16 protein-coding genes are annotated in these 18,616 nt (G+C 56.2%); all 16 read left to right on the plus strand.

Translation table 11 applies throughout. From position 1 onward, the window contains the following. Nucleotide 1 precedes the first annotated feature (1 nt). Nucleotides 2-502: an NADH-quinone oxidoreductase subunit NuoE gene (gene nuoE, locus ACESQ2_RS14820; protein WP_004104075.1), complete on the plus strand. Its 501-nt coding sequence runs from the start codon at nucleotides 2-4 to the stop codon at nucleotides 500-502. Further along, the gene (gene nuoF / locus ACESQ2_RS14825; protein WP_004852841.1) at nucleotides 499-1,836 is read left to right on the plus strand and encodes an NADH-quinone oxidoreductase subunit NuoF; all 1,338 of its coding nucleotides are present in this window, start codon (nucleotides 499-501) and stop codon (nucleotides 1,834-1,836) included. The genes nuoE and nuoF overlap by 4 nt, the downstream gene beginning before the upstream one ends. Nucleotides 1,837-1,868: 32 nt before the next feature. Continuing rightward, nucleotides 1,869-4,595: an NADH-quinone oxidoreductase subunit NuoG gene (gene nuoG / locus ACESQ2_RS14830; protein WP_025106677.1), complete on the plus strand. Its 2,727-nt coding sequence runs from the start codon at nucleotides 1,869-1,871 to the stop codon at nucleotides 4,593-4,595. Continuing rightward, complete coding sequence (nuoH, locus tag ACESQ2_RS14835; RefSeq protein ID WP_004104068.1) at nucleotides 4,592-5,569, plus strand: NADH-quinone oxidoreductase subunit NuoH; 978 nt, start codon at nucleotides 4,592-4,594, stop codon at nucleotides 5,567-5,569. Before nuoG ends, nuoH begins: the two co-directional genes overlap by 4 nt. 14 nt (nucleotides 5,570-5,583) lie before the next feature. Beyond that, nucleotides 5,584-6,126, plus strand: coding sequence for an NADH-quinone oxidoreductase subunit NuoI (gene nuoI, locus ACESQ2_RS14840; protein ID WP_004104066.1), 543 nt, complete (start codon nucleotides 5,584-5,586; stop codon nucleotides 6,124-6,126). A 10-nt stretch (nucleotides 6,127-6,136) separates the two neighbouring features. Next, nucleotides 6,137-6,691 carry an NADH-quinone oxidoreductase subunit J gene (gene nuoJ / locus ACESQ2_RS14845; protein WP_014230252.1) on the plus strand — a complete coding sequence of 185 codons (555 nt, stop codon included), beginning with the start codon at nucleotides 6,137-6,139 and terminating at the stop codon, nucleotides 6,689-6,691. Then, nucleotides 6,688-6,990, plus strand: coding sequence for an NADH-quinone oxidoreductase subunit NuoK (nuoK, locus tag ACESQ2_RS14850; RefSeq protein WP_004104062.1), 303 nt, complete (start codon nucleotides 6,688-6,690; stop codon nucleotides 6,988-6,990). Before nuoJ ends, nuoK begins: the two co-directional genes overlap by 4 nt. Next, entirely contained in the window at nucleotides 6,987-8,828 is a 1,842-nt protein-coding gene (gene nuoL / locus ACESQ2_RS14855) for an NADH-quinone oxidoreductase subunit L (protein WP_025106678.1), read from the plus strand. Before nuoK ends, nuoL begins: the two co-directional genes overlap by 4 nt. 163 nt (nucleotides 8,829-8,991) lie before the next feature. Beyond that, complete coding sequence (nuoM, locus tag ACESQ2_RS14860) at nucleotides 8,992-10,521, plus strand: NADH-quinone oxidoreductase subunit M (protein WP_049069302.1); 1,530 nt, start codon at nucleotides 8,992-8,994, stop codon at nucleotides 10,519-10,521. Between the two features lie 6 nt (nucleotides 10,522-10,527). Continuing rightward, nucleotides 10,528-11,985, plus strand: coding sequence for an NADH-quinone oxidoreductase subunit NuoN (gene nuoN, locus ACESQ2_RS14865; protein WP_004852828.1), 1,458 nt, complete (start codon nucleotides 10,528-10,530; stop codon nucleotides 11,983-11,985). A 201-nt stretch (nucleotides 11,986-12,186) separates the two neighbouring features. Continuing rightward, complete coding sequence (locus ACESQ2_RS14870; protein WP_025106679.1) at nucleotides 12,187-12,738, plus strand: tyrosine-type DNA invertase; 552 nt, start codon at nucleotides 12,187-12,189, stop codon at nucleotides 12,736-12,738. A gap of 425 nt (nucleotides 12,739-13,163) precedes the next feature. After that, entirely contained in the window at nucleotides 13,164-13,700 is a 537-nt protein-coding gene (locus ACESQ2_RS14875; protein WP_046877179.1) for a fimbrial protein, read from the plus strand. Between the two features lie 62 nt (nucleotides 13,701-13,762). After that, nucleotides 13,763-14,425, plus strand: coding sequence for a molecular chaperone (locus ACESQ2_RS14880; RefSeq protein ID WP_046877178.1), 663 nt, complete (start codon nucleotides 13,763-13,765; stop codon nucleotides 14,423-14,425). 30 nt (nucleotides 14,426-14,455) lie between these two features. After that, a complete protein-coding gene (locus ACESQ2_RS14885) occupies nucleotides 14,456-17,005 on the plus strand; it encodes a fimbria/pilus outer membrane usher protein (RefSeq protein WP_046877177.1) in 2,550 nt (849 codons plus the stop codon). A 19-nt stretch (nucleotides 17,006-17,024) separates the two neighbouring features. Beyond that, complete coding sequence (locus ACESQ2_RS14890; protein WP_014230246.1) at nucleotides 17,025-18,065, plus strand: fimbrial protein; 1,041 nt, start codon at nucleotides 17,025-17,027, stop codon at nucleotides 18,063-18,065. Nucleotides 18,066-18,077: 12 nt separating this feature from the next. Next, the gene (locus tag ACESQ2_RS14895; RefSeq protein WP_014839112.1) at nucleotides 18,078-18,587 is read left to right on the plus strand and encodes a fimbrial protein; all 510 of its coding nucleotides are present in this window, start codon (nucleotides 18,078-18,080) and stop codon (nucleotides 18,585-18,587) included. The last annotated feature ends 29 nt before the right edge of the window (nucleotides 18,588-18,616 follow it).

Here is an 18,616-nt window from a genome sequence, read left to right on the forward strand (position 1 = left end):
TATGCACGAGAATCAACAACCACAAACCGAGGCTTTTGAGCTGAGTGCGGCAGAGCGTGAGGCGATTGAGCACGAGAAGCACCACTACGAAGACCCGCGTGCGGCGTCCATTGAAGCGCTGAAGATCGTTCAGAAGCAGCGCGGCTGGGTGCCGGACGGCGCAATCTACGCTATCGCCGATGTGCTGGGGATCCCGGCCAGCGACGTAGAAGGCGTTGCGACCTTCTACAGCCAGATTTTCCGCCAGCCGGTGGGCCGTCACGTGATTCGCTACTGCGACAGCGTGGTGTGCCACATCACCGGGTTCCAGGGCATTCAGTCGGCGATTGAGAAGAAGCTGGATATCAAACCGGGTCAAACCACCTTTGATGGCCGCTTCACCCTGCTGCCGACCTGCTGCCTGGGCAACTGCGACAAGGGGCCGACCATGATGATTGATGAGGACACTCACAGTTATCTGACGCCGGAAGCGATTCCTGACCTCCTGGAGCGGTATAAATGAAAACCATTATTCGTACTGCCGAAACCCATCCGTTAACCTGGCGTCTGCGCGACGACAAACAGCCGGTATGGCTGGATGAATACCAGAGTAAAAACGGCTACGCCGGGGCGCGTAAAGCGCTCTCCGGCATGGCGCCGGATGAAATCGTCACTGCGGTAAAAGACGCCGGCCTGAAAGGGCGCGGCGGCGCGGGCTTTTCCACCGGTCTGAAGTGGAGCCTGATGCCGAAAGACGAGTCCATGAACATCCGTTACCTGCTGTGTAACGCCGATGAAATGGAGCCGGGCACCTATAAAGACCGCCTGCTGATGGAACAGCTGCCGCACCTGCTGGTGGAAGGCATGCTGATCTCCGCGTTCGCGCTGAAAGCCTGGCGCGGCTATATCTTCCTGCGCGGCGAATATATCGAAGCGGCGCAGCATCTGCGCCGGGCTATTGCCGAAGCGACCGAAGCGGGCCTGTTGGGTAAAAATATCCTTGGTACCGGTTTTGACTTCGAACTGTTTGTGCACACCGGGGCAGGGCGCTATATCTGCGGCGAAGAAACCGCGCTGATTAACTCCCTCGAAGGCCGCCGCGCCAACCCACGTTCGAAGCCGCCGTTCCCGGCCAGCTCCGGCGTCTGGGGCAAACCGACCTGCGTAAACAACGTTGAAACCCTGTGCAACGTCCCGGCGATTCTGGCCAACGGCGTCGAGTGGTATCAGAACATTTCGACCAGTAAAGACGCCGGCACCAAGCTGATGGGTTTCTCCGGCCGCGTGAAGAATCCGGGCGTCTGGGAGCTGCCGTTCGGCACCACCGCGCGCGAGATCCTCGAAGAGTACGCGGGCGGCATGCGCGATGGCCTGAAGTTCAAAGCCTGGCAGCCGGGCGGCGCGGGCACCGACTTCCTGACCGAAGCGCATCTCGACCTGCCGATGGAGTTCGAAAGCATTGGTAAAGCGGGCAGCCGTCTGGGCACCGCGCTGGCGATGGCGGTTGACCATGAGATTGGCATGGTGCCGCTGGTACGCAACCTGGAAGAGTTCTTTGCCCGTGAGTCCTGCGGCTGGTGTACGCCTTGCCGTGACGGTCTGCCCTGGAGCGTGAAAATTCTGCGCGCTCTCGAGCGCGGCGAAGGCCAGCCGGGGGACATCGAGACGCTTGAGCAACTGTGTCGATTCCTCGGTCCGGGTAAAACCTTCTGCGCGCACGCGCCGGGTGCGGTTGAGCCGCTACAGAGCGCGATTAAATATTTCCGCGAAGAATTCGAAGCTGGCATTAAACAGCAGTTCAGCAATACCCATGCAATCAACGGGATTCAGCCGAACCTGCTTAAGACGCGCTGGTAATCTAAAGGTTTTTTTATTTTGGAAGCACGCTAATGGCTACGATTCATGTAGACGGCAAAGAGTACGAGGTCAACGGAGCGGACAACCTGTTAGAAGCTTGTCTCTCTCTGGGCCTTGATATTCCTTACTTTTGCTGGCATCCGGCGCTGGGAAGCGTTGGTGCTTGCCGCCAGTGTGCGGTGAAGCAATATCAGAACGCGGAAGACACGCGTGGCCGCCTGGTGATGTCCTGTATGACACCGGCATCCGACGGCACTTTTATTTCCATCGACGACGCAGAAGCGAAGCAGTTCCGCGAAAGCGTAGTTGAGTGGCTGATGACCAACCACCCGCACGACTGTCCGGTGTGCGAAGAGGGCGGCAACTGCCACTTACAGGATATGACCGTAATGACCGGTCATAGCTTCCGTCGCTACCGCTTTACCAAGCGTACCCACCGCAACCAGGATCTGGGGCCGTTCATCTCTCACGAAATGAACCGCTGCATCGCCTGCTACCGCTGCGTTCGCTACTACAAAGACTATGCCGACGGTACCGACCTGGGCGTCTACGGCGCTCACGACAACGTCTACTTTGGCCGTCCGGAAGACGGTACGCTGGAAAGCGAGTTCTCCGGTAACCTGGTGGAAGTCTGTCCGACCGGCGTCTTTACCGATAAAACGCACTCCGAGCGCTATAACCGTAAGTGGGACATGCAGTTTGCGCCAAGCATCTGCCAGCAGTGTTCCATCGGCTGTAACATCAGCCCCGGCGAGCGCTACGGCGAACTGCGTCGTATCGAAAACCGTTATAACGGTACCGTTAACCGCTACTTCCTCTGCGACCGCGGTCGTTTCGGCTATGGCTATGTCAATCTGAAAGATCGTCCGCGTCAGCCGGTTCAGCGCCGCGGCGACGATCTGATCACCCTCAACGCCGAACAGGCGATGCAGGGGGCGGCAGATATTCTGCGCCAGTCGAAGAAGGTGATTGGTATCGGCTCCCCGCGCGCCAGCATTGAAAGCAACTTTGCGCTGCGCGAGCTGGTCGGCGCCGAAAACTTCTATACCGGCATCGCGAAGGGCGAACAGGCGCGCCTGCAGATGATGCTGAAAGTGCTGCGCGAAGGCGGTATTCATACCCCGGCGCTGCGCGAGATCGAATCCTACGATGCGGTGCTGATCCTCGGTGAGGACATCACCCAGACCGGCGCGCGTATCGCGCTGGCGGTGCGTCAGGCGGTGAAAGGCAAAGCGCGTGAAATGGCGGCGGCGCAGAAAGTCGCCGACTGGCAGATCGCCGCGATCCTTAACATCGGCCAGCGCGCGAAGCATCCGCTGTTCGTGACCAATATCGACGACACGCGTCTTGATGATATCGCCGCATGGACCTACCGCGCGCCGGTGGAAGATCAGGCGCGTCTTGGCTTCGCCATCGCCCACGCGCTGGACGATAGCGCGCCGGCGGTCGAAGGGCTGAGCAGCGAGCTGAAAGGCAAAATCGACGTGATCGTTCAGGCGTTAGCCGGAGCGAAAAAACCGCTGATTGTTTCCGGAACCAACGCCGGCAGCATCGAGGTGATTCAGGCCGCCGCCAACGTGGCGAAAGCCCTGAAAGGCCGCGGCGCTGACGTTGGCGTGACCATGGTTGCCCGGGCAGTAAACAGCGTAGGCCTCGGGATGATCGGCGGCGGCTCGCTTGAAGAGGCGCTGAGCGAACTGGAGACCGGTAACGCCGATGCGGTTATCGTGCTGGAAAACGACCTGCACCGCCACGCTTCAGCCGCCCGCGTTGACGCGGCGCTGGCGAAAGCGCCGCTGGTCATGGTGGTTGACCATCAGCGTACGGCGATTATGGAAAAAGCGCATCTGGTGCTCTCCGCGGCAAGCTTCGCGGAAAGCGACGGTACCGTGGTCAACAACGAAGGTCGCGCCCAGCGCTTCTTCCAGGTTTACGACCCGGCCTACTACGACGCGAAAACCGTGATGCTGGAAAGCTGGCGCTGGCTGCACTCATTGCACAGCACCGTTAACAACCGCCAGGTTGACTGGACGCAGCTGGACCACGTGATTGACGCCGCCATTGCCGCGCTACCGCAGCTGGCCGGTATCAAAGACGCCGCGCCGGATGCGACCTTCCGCATTCGCGGTCAGAAGCTGGCCCGTGAACCGCACCGCTATAGCGGTCGTACGGCGATGCGCGCCAACATCAGCGTGCATGAACCCCGTCAGCCGCAGGATAAAGACACCATGTTTGCCTTCTCCATGGAAGGGAACAACCAGCCGTCCGCGCCGCGCTCGCAAATTCCCTTTGCATGGGCTCCGGGCTGGAACTCCCCGCAGGCGTGGAACAAGTTCCAGGATGAAGTGGGCGGTAAACTGCGCCACGGCGATCCGGGCGTGCGTCTGATTGAAGCCTCCGCCAGCGGTCTTGAGTACTTTACCGCGGTACCGGCAAGCTTCCAGGCTGAAGAAGGGAAATGGCGTATCGCGCCTTACTACCATCTGTTCGGCAGCGACGAGCTGTCGCAGCGTGCTCCGGTATTCCAGAGCCGCATGCCGCAGCCGTACGTTAAGCTGAACCCGGCAGATGCCGCGAAGCTTGGCGTGAACGAAGGGGCGATGGTTTCCTTCAGCGTTGATGGCCAGGCGCTTAGCCTGCCGCTGGTAATCTCGGCGGGGCTGACGGCAGGGCAGGTTGGCTTACCGATGGGCATGCCAGGGATTGCGCCGGTGCTGACCGGAGCGCGTATTGATACTCTGCAGGAGGCGAAAGCATGAGTTGGTTAACTCCCGATCTCATCGACATTCTGTTAGGCATCCTTAAAGCGGTGGTGATTCTGCTGGTGGTGGTGACCTGCGGCGCGTTTATGAGCTTTGGCGAACGTCGTCTGCTGGGCCTGTTCCAGAACCGTTACGGGCCTAACCGCGTGGGCTGGGGCGGTTCGCTGCAGCTCGTCGCCGACATGATCAAAATGTTCTTTAAGGAGGACTGGGTTCCGCGCTTCTCGGATCGCGTGATCTTTACTCTGGCGCCAGTGATTGCCTTTACTTCGCTGCTGCTGGCCTTCGCCATTGTGCCGGTCAGCCCGACGTGGGTGGTGGCCGATCTGAACATCGGGATCCTGTTCTTCCTGATGATGGCAGGTCTGGCGGTCTATGCGGTGCTGTTCGCTGGCTGGTCGAGCAACAACAAATACTCGCTGCTTGGCGCGATGCGTGCTTCTGCCCAGACCCTGAGCTACGAAGTGTTCCTCGGGCTTTCCCTGATGGGCGTGGTGGCGCAGGCCGGTTCATTCAACATGACCGATATCGTCAACAACCAGGCGCATCTGTGGAACGTCATCCCTCAGTTCTTTGGCTTCGTGACCTTTGCGATTGCGGGCGTAGCGGTATGTCACCGTCACCCGTTTGACCAACCGGAAGCGGAACAGGAGCTGGCTGACGGTTATCACATCGAATACTCCGGCATGAAGTTCGGTCTGTTCTTCGTCGGTGAATATATCGGGATTGTTACCGTATCGGCGCTGATTGTGACGCTGTTCTTCGGCGGCTGGAATGGCCCATGGTTACCTCCTTTCATCTGGTTCGCGCTGAAAACCGCGTTCTTTATGATGATGTTCATTTTGATCCGCGCATCATTACCGCGTCCGCGCTATGACCAGGTAATGTCCTTTGGCTGGAAGGTATGCCTGCCGTTAACGCTGATCAACTTGTTGGTAACGGCGGCTGTCATTCTCTGGCAGGCGCAATAAGGGGTGAATTGACCATGACCTTAAAAGAATTATTGGTAGGGTTTGGCACCCAGGTCCGCAGTATCTGCATGATCGGGATGCACGCCTTTGCCAAACGTGAAACTCGGATGTACCCGGAAGAGCCGGTATATCTGCCGCCGCGCTACCGTGGCCGCATCGTGCTGACGCGCGATCCGGACGGCGAAGAGCGCTGCGTTGCCTGTAACCTGTGTGCGGTAGCCTGTCCGGTAGGCTGTATCTCTCTGCAAAAAGCGGAGACCAAAGACGGCCGCTGGTACCCGGAGTTTTTCCGCATCAACTTCTCGCGCTGCATTTTCTGCGGCCTGTGCGAAGAAGCGTGCCCGACCACGGCGATTCAGTTGACCCCGGACTTTGAGCTGGGCGAATACAAACGTCAGGATCTGGTGTACGAAAAAGAGGATCTGCTGATTTCCGGTCCGGGTAAATACCCGGAATATAACTTCTACCGGATGGCGGGTATGGCAATCGACGGCAAAGATAAGGGCGAAGCAGAGAACGAAGCTAAGCCTATCGACGTCAAGAGCCTGTTACCGTAAGGAGAGGGCAATGGAATTCGCTTTTTATATCTGTGGCCTGATAGCCATCCTCGCAACCCTGCGGGTGATCACCCACACCAATCCGGTGCACGCGCTGCTGTACCTGATCATTTCGCTGTTGGCGATCGCCGGGGTGTTCTTCTCCTTAGGGGCTTATTTCGCCGGTGCGCTGGAAATTATCGTCTACGCCGGGGCCATCATGGTGCTGTTCGTGTTCGTGGTGATGATGCTCAACCTGGGCGGCAGCGAAATCGAGCAGGAGCGCCAGTGGCTGAAACCTGGGATCTGGATCGGTCCGGCCATTCTCGCAGCGGTACTGCTGGTGGTTATCGTTTACGCCATCCTCGGCATTAACGATCAGGGTATCGACGGCGCGGCGATTAACGCCAAAGAGGTCGGTATTGCGCTGTTTGGTCCGTACGTTCTGGCGGTGGAGCTGGCCTCCATGCTGCTGCTCGCGGGCCTGGTTGTTGCCTTCCATATCGGCCGTGAAGAGCGCGTCGGGGAAGTGCTGAGCAACCGTCCGAACGACAGCGATAAAAGAAAAACGGAGGAACACGCATGATCCCCTTAACACATGGACTGATCCTCGCCTCTGTCCTGTTTGTCCTCGGCCTGACGGGGCTGGTCATCCGCCGCAATCTGCTGTTTATGCTGATTAGCCTGGAGATCATGATCAATGCCGCGGCGCTGGCTTTCGTGGTTGCAGGGAGCTACTGGGGCCAGACCGATGGCCAGATAATGTATATCCTCGCCATCACCCTCGCCGCCGCGGAAGCGAGTATCGGCCTGGCGCTGCTGCTGCAGCTCCATCGTCGTCGCCAGAACCTGAACATCGATTCAGTAAGTGAGTTGCGCGGATGAACATGCTTGCCTTAACCATTCTTTTGCCATTGATTGGCTTTGTTTTGCTGGCCTTCTCTCGCGGCCGCTGGTCGGAAAACTTATCCGCCACCGTGGGGGTAGGCTCGGTAGGCCTGGCGGCGCTGGTCACGGCCTTTGTCGGCGTTGACTTCTTCGCCAACGGCAAACAGGCGGTCAGCGTGCCGCTGTGGACCTGGATGTCGGTGGGCGACTTCAACGTCGGCTTCAACCTGGTGCTGGACGGTCTCTCTCTGACCATGCTGTCCGTGGTGACCGGCGTCGGCTTCCTGATCCATATGTTCGCCTCCTGGTACATGCGCGGCGAAGAGGGCTACTCTCGCTTCTTCGCCTATACCAACCTGTTTATCGCCAGCATGGTGGTTCTGGTGCTCGCTGATAACCTGCTGCTGATGTATCTCGGCTGGGAAGGCGTGGGCCTGTGCTCCTATCTGCTGATCGGCTTCTACTACACCGATCCGAAGAACGGCGCGGCGGCGATGAAAGCCTTTGTGGTGACCCGCGTCGGCGACGTGTTCCTGGCGTTCGCGCTGTTCATTCTCTACAACGAACTGGGCACCCTGAACTTCCGCGAAATGGTCGAACTGGCGCCTGCGCACTTCGAAGCCGGTAATAACATGCTGTGGTGGGCAACCCTGATGCTGCTGGGCGGCGCGGTGGGTAAATCTGCGCAGCTGCCGTTGCAGACCTGGCTTGCGGACGCGATGGCCGGTCCAACCCCGGTCTCCGCGCTGATCCACGCCGCCACCATGGTGACCGCCGGCGTCTACCTGATTGCGCGTACCCATGGCCTGTTCCTGATGACCCCGGAAATTCTGCATCTGGTGGGTATCGTCGGAGCGGTAACGCTGGTGCTGGCAGGCTTCGCCGCGCTGGTGCAGACCGATATCAAACGCGTGCTCGCGTATTCCACTATGAGCCAGATTGGCTACATGTTCCTCGCGCTCGGCGTGCAGGCGTGGGATGCGGCGATTTTCCATCTGATGACCCATGCGTTCTTTAAAGCGCTGCTGTTCCTGTCATCCGGTTCGGTGATTCTGGCCTGCCACCACGAACAGAATATCTTCAAGATGGGCGGCCTGCGTAAGTCTATTCCGCTGGTATACGTCTGCTTCCTGGTGGGGGGCGCGGCGCTGTCCGCGCTGCCGCTGGTGACGGCAGGCTTCTTCAGTAAGGATGAGATTCTGGCGGGCGCGATGGCGAACGGTCATCTGAATCTGATGGTTGCCGGCCTGGTCGGGGCGTTTATGACCTCCCTGTACACCTTCCGTATGATTTTCATCGTGTTCCACGGCAAAGAACAAATTCACGCTCACGCAGGGAAGGGGATTACCCATCATCTGCCGCTGATTGTGCTGCTGGTGCTCTCGACCTTTGTTGGCGCGCTGATTGTGCCGCCGCTGGAAGGCGTACTGCCGCAGACCACCGAGCTTGAACACGGACGCGTCATGACGCTGGAAATTGCCTCCGGGGTGATTGCTATCGCCGGTATTCTGATTGCCGCCTGGCTGTGGCTGGGTAAACGCACGCTGGTGACGTCGATTGCCAACAGCGCGCCGGGTCGTCTGCTCGGTACCTGGTGGTACAACGCCTGGGGCTTTGACTGGCTGTATGACAAAGTGTTCGTTAAGCCGTTCCTCGGCGTGGCGTGGCTGCTGAAGAGCGACCCGCTGAATGCCCTGATGAACATTCCGGCGATCCTTTCCCGCTTCGCAGGCAAAGGCCTGGTGGTGAGCGAGAACGGCTATCTGCGCTGGTACGTTGCTTCTATGGGCATCGGCGCTGTCGTGGTGCTGGCGCTGCTGATGGTATTGCGTTGAGTTTGAGGATTGTGGGCGTTGTCGGTTAACCCGACTTACAAGCAGTAGGCCCGGCAAGCATAGCGCTGCCGGGCAATAACACCCGCAATCCGAAGTGAATTTTCTGTGAGAATTCGTTGAAAATCGGTCCTGAACGGGACTTTAACAAGGAATAAAGATCGCCATGTTATTACCCTGGCTAATATTAATTCCCTTCATCGGCGGCTTCCTGTGCTGGCAGACTGAACGCTTTGGCGTGAAGATGCCGCGCTGGATCGCGCTGATCACTATGGGATTGACGTTTCTGCTTGGCCTGCAGTTGTGGATGCAGGGCGGCTATTCTCTCACGCAATCTATCGGTATTCCGCAGTGGCAGTCGGAATTCGTGATGCCGTGGATCCCGCGATTCGGGATTAGCATTCATCTGGCTATCGACGGTCTGTCGCTGCTGATGGTGGTGCTGACCGGGCTGCTGGGCGTGCTGGCGGTGCTCTGTTCATGGCGCGAAATCGAGAAATATCAGGGGTTTTTCCATCTTAACCTGATGTGGATCCTGGGCGGCGTGATCGGCGTATTCCTGGCTATCGACCTGTTCCTGTTCTTCTTCTTCTGGGAAATGATGCTGGTGCCGATGTACTTCCTGATCGCGCTGTGGGGCCATAAGGCTTCCGACGGTAAAACGCGTATCACGGCGGCAACCAAGTTCTTCATTTATACCCAGGCGAGCGGTCTGGTGATGCTGATATCCATCCTGGCGCTGGCGTTTGTTCACTTCAACGCTACCGGCGTATGGACCTTCAACTATGAAGAGCTGCTGAAGACGCCGATGTCCCACGGCGTGGAATACCTGCTGATGCTGGGCTTCTTTATCGCTTTCGCGGTAAAAATGCCGGTGGTTCCGCTGCACGGCTGGCTGCCGGATGCGCACTCTCAGGCGCCGACCGCGGGTTCCGTTGACCTCGCGGGGATCCTGTTGAAAACCGCGGCCTACGGCCTGCTGCGCTTTGCGCTGCCGCTGTTCCCGAACGCTTCCGCCGAATTTGCCCCCATCGCGATGTGGCTGGGCGTCATCGGTATCTTCTACGGCGCGTGGATGGCCTTCAGCCAGTACGATATCAAGCGTCTGATTGCTTACACCTCCGTTTCCCACATGGGCTTCGTGCTGATTGCTATCTACACCGGCAGCCAGCTGGCTTATCAGGGCGCGGTGATTCAGATGATTGCTCACGGTCTGTCCGCTGCCGGCCTGTTTATTCTTTGCGGTCAGCTTTACGAGCGTCTGCATACGCGCGATATGCGTCAGATGGGCGGTCTGTGGAGCAAGATCAAGTGGCTGCCTGCGCTGTCGATGTTCTTTGCGGTCGCGACCCTCGGGATGCCGGGTACCGGTAACTTCGTCGGCGAATTTATGATTCTGTTCGGCAGCTATAAAACCGTGCCGGTGATTACCGTTATTTCGACCTTTGGTCTGGTGTTCGCTTCCGTGTACTCGCTGTCGATGCTGCATCGCGCGTACTTTGGTAAAGCAAAAAGCGAAATCGCCGCGAAAGCGTTGCCGGGAATGTCCCTGCGTGAACTGTCGATCATCCTGCTGCTGGTCGTTCTGCTGGTGCTGCTGGGCTTCTTCCCGCAGCCGATTCTGGACACCTCGCACTCTGCGATGAGCAACATTCAGCAGTGGTTTGTTAATTCTGTTTCTACTACAAGGCCGTAATTCGCCATGACAATAACTCCACAACAACTGATCGCACTGCTACCGCTGCTGATCGTCGGCTTGACGGTGGTGGTTGTGATGCTCTCCATTGCGTGGCGACGCAATCATTTCCTCAATGCCACGCTGTCGGTTCTCGGCCTGAACGCCGCGCTGATATCACTCTGGTTCGTGGGTCAGAACGGAGCGATGGACGTCACGCCGCTGATTCGCGTTGACGGTTACGCGATGCTCTATACCGGGCTGGTGCTGCTGGCGAGCCTCGCCACCTGTACTTTCGCCTACCCGTGGCTTGAGGGTTACAAGGACAACAAAGAAGAGTTCTATCTTCTGGTGCTGATCGCCGCGCTGGGCGGTATTCTGCTGGCGGGCGCTAACCATCTGGCAGCGCTGTTCCTCGGCATTGAGCTGATTTCGCTGCCGCTGTTCGGCCTGGTGGGCTACGCCTTCCGCCAGAAACGTTCGCTGGAAGCCAGTATCAAATATACGATTCTGTCCGCCGTTGCCTCTTCGTTTCTGCTGTTCGGTATGGCGCTGGTGTATGCCAACTCCGGTAACCTCTCCTTCCTGGCGCTCGGTAAGAGCCTGACGGATGGCATGCTGCACGAGCCGCTGCTGCTGGCTGGTCTCGGTCTGATGATTGTCGGTCTCGGCTTTAAGCTGTCGCTGGTGCCGTTCCATCTGTGGACGCCGGACGTATACCAGGGCGCGCCTGCTCCGGTTTCCACCTTCCTGGCGACCGCCAGTAAAATCGCCATCTTTGGCGTGGTCATGCGCCTGTTCCTCTATATGCCGGTGGGCGACAGCGAGGCGGTACGCGTGGTGCTGGGCCTGATCGCCTTTGCTTCGATTATCTTCGGGAACCTGATGGCCCTGAGCCAGACCAATATTAAACGTCTGCTCGGCTACTCTTCCATTTCTCATCTTGGCTATCTGCTGGTGGCGCTGATTGCTCTGCAGAGCGGTGAGATGTCGATGGAAGCGGTGGGCGTTTATCTGGCAGGGTACCTGTTCAGCAGCCTCGGCGCGTTCGGCGTGGTGAGCCTGATGTCCAGCCCGTACCGCGGCCCGGATGCCGATTCGCTCTACTCCTACCGTGGCCTGTTCTGGCATCGTCCGATTCTGTCGGCGGTAATGACGGTGATGATGCTGTCTCTTGCCGGTATTCCGATGACGCTGGGCTTTATCGGTAAGTTCTACGTGCTGGCGGTGGGTGTGCATGCGCACCTGTGGTGGCTGGTCGGCGCGGTAGTGGTGGGTTCAGCGATTGGCCTCTACTACTACCTGCGCGTGGCGGTAAGCCTCTATCTGAGCGCGCCGGAGAAACTGAATCGCGATGCGCCGTCTAACTGGCAGTACAGCGCCGGAGGCATCGTGGTGCTCATCTCCGCGCTGCTGGTGCTGGTGCTGGGCGTTTGGCCGCAGCCGCTCATCAGCATCGTACAATTGGCTACGCCGCTGATGTAATGCTATCTTTAGCCAGAGAAAAGGATCGCTTCGGCGGTCCTTTTTTTATCTACGCAAAAGCGCCAGGCGCTTTCTTTACTCTTTTTCGTATTATTCATGCTTTTTATCATATTAATCTCACTTTACGTTTCCACTCATCCTCTTATTTTCCGTACTATTATTACTACGCACGCTATTGTGTTTTGTAGATGGAGAAAGTGAATGAAAACAAGACGTAAGCATTTGACTGTCGGGGAGGTTCAGCGTTTGGTTGAAGCGGCCAGGCGGGGAGCAAACCCGGAGCGCGATGTCTGTTTACTGTGGATGTGTTTTAATCATGGTTGTCGAGTGAGCGAAATTCGTCACTGGAAGCTCTCTGATATCGATATTCAAAGCGGGGTCATTTATATTCGTCGACTGAAGAACGGCTTTTCAACCACTCATCCTATTTATAAACAAGAGGTAAAGGTACTCAACGAATGGCTGCGCGTGCGTGATAATTATCCCGGAAATAATTCTGGCTGGCTCTTTCTGTCACGAAATGGCCAGCCTTTATCCCGGCAGAGAATATACCAGATGATGAAGAACCTGAGCCTCGTCGCCCAGCTGGAAATCAACGCGCATCCGCATATGCTGCGCCACGCATGCGGTTTCGCGCTGGCTAATAAGGGGGTGGATACGCGATTAATTCAGGACTTTCTTGGACACCGGAATATTCAGCACACGGTTATCTATACAGCCAGTAATGATGCGAGGTTTAGAGAGGTTTGGTAAACGAAATAGTCATTTTGTATCAAACTGACTCCTATGCTATCCACAGGTAGTAACAATGTCAATTTATGATTAACAATATTTTTTACTATTATTTTCATATAGTTATATTAAGTATAGGTGTCATTTATTTTTTAATTGTTTTAATTGGCTTTATGTATGGTTTGTTCCGCCTCTCATTCTTTAGCTTTTTATCGTGTTTATTGGGATTTTTCCTGATAAATATGAAATCAAAAACGCCTTCCCTGGCAATTTATATTCTAATTAATTGAAGTGGTCATATTGATACATAATGACCACTTCAAAATATTATATCCATTTCATGGGTCAATGTTTTGTTGCGTTATTAATATCAAACGTAAATAAAAGGATGCGCAGGGTATTGCGCTTATAAGTTAATGCATTGACTGCATTGAAAAGGATAAATCATGAAAAAAACATTACTTGCTGCTGTTGTCGCCGGTTGCGCGGCGTTCTCTGGTGCTGCGCTGGCGGATGACGGTCAGGTGAAGTTTATCGGCGATATCATCGATGCGGGCTGCGACGTGGTGAACGACCTGTCCAACCCGCTGGAAGTTCAGATGGGGCAGATTGCCAAGACCGCGTTTAGCGGTACGGGGTCTACTGCGGCTGAACAGAATTTCGCGATTAAACTGGAAAACTGCCCGACTACCGTCACCAAAGCATCGGTACTGTTCTCCGGCGCTAACGTCAACGGTGATAATGATAAACTGCAGCTGACCGGAGCGGGTACCGATCCTGACGTTGCCGAAGGCGTGGCCCTGCAGCTGGTTGACGCCAGCAGCAACGCGACGCTGCCGCTCTATACGCGTTCTGCCAGCCTGACCATCCCCGCTACCGGCAATATCGATCTGCCGTTCCGCGTCCGTTATATCCAGACTGAAAGCACTATCGTTGCGGGTAAAGCTGACGGTACAGCCAACTTTACCATCAGCTATAACTAATTTTCCGTCTATATGACAGTGTTAGCGAGCCCTATGTGGCTCGCTTTTCCAGGGAGCTGGAGATGCAAAAATACCTGAAAGTGCTAATAGCTGGATTGCTGTTGGTCGGTGCTGCGGCGCATGCGGGCGTGGTGACCGGCGGTACTCGTCTGATTTATCCCGGCGGTAAAAAAGAGTCCTCACTGAGCGTAACCAATAATGATGCTACGCCTTATCTCATTCAAAGCTGGGTTGAAAGTAATAAGGGCGCAGCCCCTTTTCTGTTAACGCCGCCGTTATTTCGCCTTGAGGGCGAGCAGCAAACCCGACTGCGGGTCATTTACAGCGGCGGCTTACCGGAAAATAAAGAAAGTATGTTCTGGATGAACATCAAAGCGATTCCTTCTTCGCAGGCTAAAGCCGGCGCCAATACCCTACAGATCGCTATCAAAACGCGCATCAAATTAATTTATCGACCTAAATCCGTTCAGGGAACGCCGGAGATGGTGACGGAGCAGCTTCGCTGGACGCGCAGCGGCAATACGCTACAGGTCATGAATCCCACCGCCTTTTATATGAATTTCGCCGAGGTCAAAGTGGGGGGCGCCGAAGTTAAAGAGGCCAATTGGGTGGGGCCGGGGGAAACGGCGCGCTTTCAACTGCCGGGCGTCAGCGCGGGCGCTTTGCAGTGGAAACTGATTAACGATTATGGCGGTACCGGCGCGCTGCACCACGCGAATTTGTAAAGGCTTTCAGGCCAGGGAGTTCCAGGGAAAATGAAAAATAATCATAATAAATGGCGGCTTAACCGGATAGCCGGCGCTCTGGCCGTTGCGCTGCTACCGCTGTGTGAAGATGTCCTGGCGCGGGAGGTTTTTAACCCGGCCCTGTTGGAAATGGACGGCCCTCATACGGGCGTCAGGGATTTATCCGCTTACGAGCAGGCTGGCGGACAGCTGCCGGGGACCTATCGGGTAGATATTTATCTTAATAACGTTTTTATGGACACCCGCGATGTGGTTTTTCAGCAGAGCAAAGGACCAGGAATAACGGAATTACAGCCTTGCCTGACGGTAGACGATCTGGCCGAATGGGGCGTGCGCGTCTCCCAATTTCCAGAGCTGGGCCGCAGAACGCCCGGCTGCGCGGATATCAGCGTGATACCGCAGGCAAAATCCGATTTTCGCTTCAGCCAGCAGCGCCTGCTATTGAGCTTCCCGCAGGCGGCGGTAGCCAGCGCCGCCCGCGGCTGGGTGGATCCGAAACAGTGGGATGAGGGGGTGCCGGCGATCCTGCTGAATTACTCCTTTAGCGGGGCAAATAACTGGTCACGTCAGAACGATGCGCCGGACAGCGATAACCAATACGTTAACCTGCGCCCCGGTATCAACGTCGGGCCGTGGCGTTTACGTAACTACACGACCTGGTCGCGCAGCAGCAGCGGGGGAGAGTCCAGTAATAGTTGGGACACGGTTTATACCTATGCGCAGCGCAACATCAAATCGCTACAGGGGGTGATGACGCTGGGCGATAGCAGCACGGACGCCGACGTTTTTGAGGGCGTTCCCTTCCGCGGGGCGATGCTGGCTTCCGATGACGATATGCTGCCGGAAAGCCTGCGCGGCTACGCGCCCGTCGTTCGCGGGATTGCGCGCACTAATGCTCAGGTCATTATTCGCCAGAACGGCTATGAGATTTACCAGACCTACGTCGCGCCTGGCGCTTTTGAAATTACCGATATGTACCCGACCGGCGGCTCGGGTGATTTAGCCGTCACCATCAAAGAGGCGGACGGCAGCGAGCAGAACCTGATCGTGCCTTACGCTTCGCTCCCTGTCCTGCAGCGCGAAGGGCGTCTGAAATATAGCGTGACCTCCGGCGTGTATCGCGCCTACGACAACAGCATTGACGAAACGCCCCTCACGCAGGCGACGGCAATCTACGGCTTGCCCTGGGGGTTAACCCTGTACGGCGGCGGCCAGTTTAGCAGTAAGTACCAGTCGGTGGCGCTGGGAATGGGGAAAAACCTCGGTGAACTGGGCGCCGTATCGACCGATATCATCCAGGCCTGGTCGACCCGACAGGATAAAGATAAAGAGAGCGGGCAGTCGGTACGTCTCCGTTACAGTAAAGACCTCCCGGGCCTGGGAACTAACGTAAGCCTGGCAGGCTATCGCTATGCGACCAGCGGTTACTGGGATATGCAGGAAGTGCTGGATACCTATCGGGATGACAACTACACGCCTTCTATTGAACGGCGGCGCAATCGGGGGGAGGTGACGATCAGCCAGAGCCTTGGCGAAGAAATGGGATCGCTGTCGCTGAGCTATATTCGCGAGGACTACTGGAATACCGGCCGCACTATGGAGTCAGTGGGCGTCGGATACAACAACAGCTGGCGCGGTATCAGCTATAGCATGAACTACAGCTATAACCGCAATACTACCGACCAGAACACCGGTAAACGTAATGACGAAGATCACCTCTTTGCCCTGAGCATCAGCGTACCTTTGGGGGAATGGCTACCGAAGCCGGTTTATGCCAACTACTCCCTGAACAGCAGCAAAAATGGCGCCACCAGCAACAATCTGGGCCTCTCCGGCACCTTGCTGGAGCGTAATAACCTGAGCTGGAGCGTGCAGGAAGGCTACACCAGCCAGGGAAGAGGGGAGAGCGGCAGCGTCAATGCGGACTGGCGTGCAACCTATGCTGAACTTACCGGCGGCTACAGCCATGATAAATACAGCCATCGGCTGAACTACTCCCTGCGCGGCGGAGCGCTGGTACATGAAAACGGCCTGACGCTGGGGCAGCCTTTCGGCGAAACCGTCGCTCTCATCAGGGCGCCCGGCGCCGCCGGCGTCGGCGTGAATAGCCAGACAGGGGTCAGAACCGACTGGAGAGGGTATACCGTCGTGCCTTACGCCTCGCCGTATCGTAAGAATATCCTGACGCTCGATACCACGACGATGCCGGACGATGTCGACCTTGAGTTGGCGACGCAGACGGTCGTACCAACCCGTGGGGCGGTGGTTCGCGCAAATTATGCCACCAGCGTGGGTAACCGGGTACTGATGACGGTACGCCAGGAGAACGGGCAACCCCTGCCTTTCGGAGCCATGGTCAGCGTCCCCGGGGCGGCATCCTCTGAGCAGGCGTTTATCGTTGGCGATGGCGGGCAGGTCTACCTGACCGGACTGGAATCTAACGGCGTACTCAACGTGAAGTGGGGCTCCGGGGCGCAAGAACGCTGCCAGATCCACTATGCGCTGCCGTCAGCAAAAGAACTTACCGGCATTATTGTGGCCCAGGCGCAATGCCGATAATCGAAAGGATGCAGAGACAATGAAACGATTTTCATGGGGAATATTAGCGGGCCTGGCGGTGCTGGCGATCGCGCCGCAGGCGATGGCGGCAACCGGGTGGTGTCAGAATACCGGTAATGGCGGGGCGCCTTTTCAGGATAGCTTTTCATTTATTGAAAGCTTTACTAATCCCTCACAAAATCAGGCCGGAATGGAGTTTCCCCGTTTGTACCGCTGGAGTACCGGGGGAACCTACAAGGCAAAGTGTGATTGTGATAGCGCCAGCGGGGTGACGTATTTTAAAGCCACGGTGCCAGGCCTTACCGCGACGCAAAGCCGCAATGGATTAAATTATTACCAGCTAAATAAATACCTGGAAATTGCCACCGAGTTATTTATTGCCGGGGGTGTTAATAAATATATTCCTACGCCGATTGAGGATAAGAGTAATCAGAATAATCAAGGTTTTGCCTGTAATCCCGGCGGCGCCATTTTTGATACAGGGTCACTGGGATATATTTCGCTTTATTTTACCCGGCCTTTTGTAGGCCAGGTGACGATCCCTCCGACAGTTATCCTGAGTGTCTACGGGACGCGAAAAACCGGCAGCTACAGCGGTATCCCCCTGACGCAAATTTCAATGAGCGGGTCGGTAACGGTTCCACAGTCCTGTGAGATTAATACCGGTAAAGCGATTAATATTGATTTTGAGGATATTGCCGCCAACCATTTTAAAACCGCGGGCCAGATGCCGAAGGACTTCGTTCCGCATGTTGTTAATATGACGGTGGCCTGTACCAATATTTCCGCCGGGGTAAAAATCGCGCTGTCGTTCCAGGGGATGGCGGATACTAACGATAGCACTGCGCTGGCGACCACCAATCGCGACATTGCGGTGCGTATTGAAAATATTACCGGCGTCAAAATACCGGTCATTTCAGGTCTGCTGCCGGTCAATTTTAATTACCCGAGTCAGACCGGGGACACCACTATGAAAATTTATCCGATTAATACCACCGGGAATTTACCCAGCGGCGGAGGCTTTACCGCTACGGCAACCATTCAGGCAGAAATTGAATAGCAGGAGTAGATAATGAAAAAGGCGCTATGGCTGGCACTATTGCTGCCTGTTTTTTCATCCTCGGGTGGGATCCCTTTGAATATTAAAGGTAATATTTATTATCTCCCCTGTGACGTCAGTACCGACACGAAGTATCAAGAGGTAAATTTTGGCCCACTCCTGAATATTGACTTTCAAACGCCCGGCAACGCTTCAGAGTGGAAATCCTTTTACCTGAATGTCGAAAATTGCCCGGCGGGGACAACAAAAGCAACGGTGAAATTTGACGGCGTTATCGACGTTGATGATGCCAGACATTTCGCCAATATGGCCGCCAGCGATGCGGCGCAGAATATCGCACTGCAAATCACCAGTAGCGATCACTCTACTCTCTATAAAAATCAGGACCAGATGAGTATTGCTATCGACGGCAGTACCGGGAAAGGCGTATTCCCGCTGGCTGCCCGTTTATATTCAACCCGGGGTGGAGCAACGGTGGGTAAATTTGAGTCTATTGTACAGCTGACATTTACCTATCAGTAATTTTATTGTCAAATGGATGAAAAGGAATA

It is taken from the genome of Klebsiella sp. Q11, from assembly GCF_964241505.1.
Classification (GTDB): Bacteria; Pseudomonadota; Gammaproteobacteria; order Enterobacterales; family Enterobacteriaceae; genus Klebsiella; species Klebsiella michiganensis.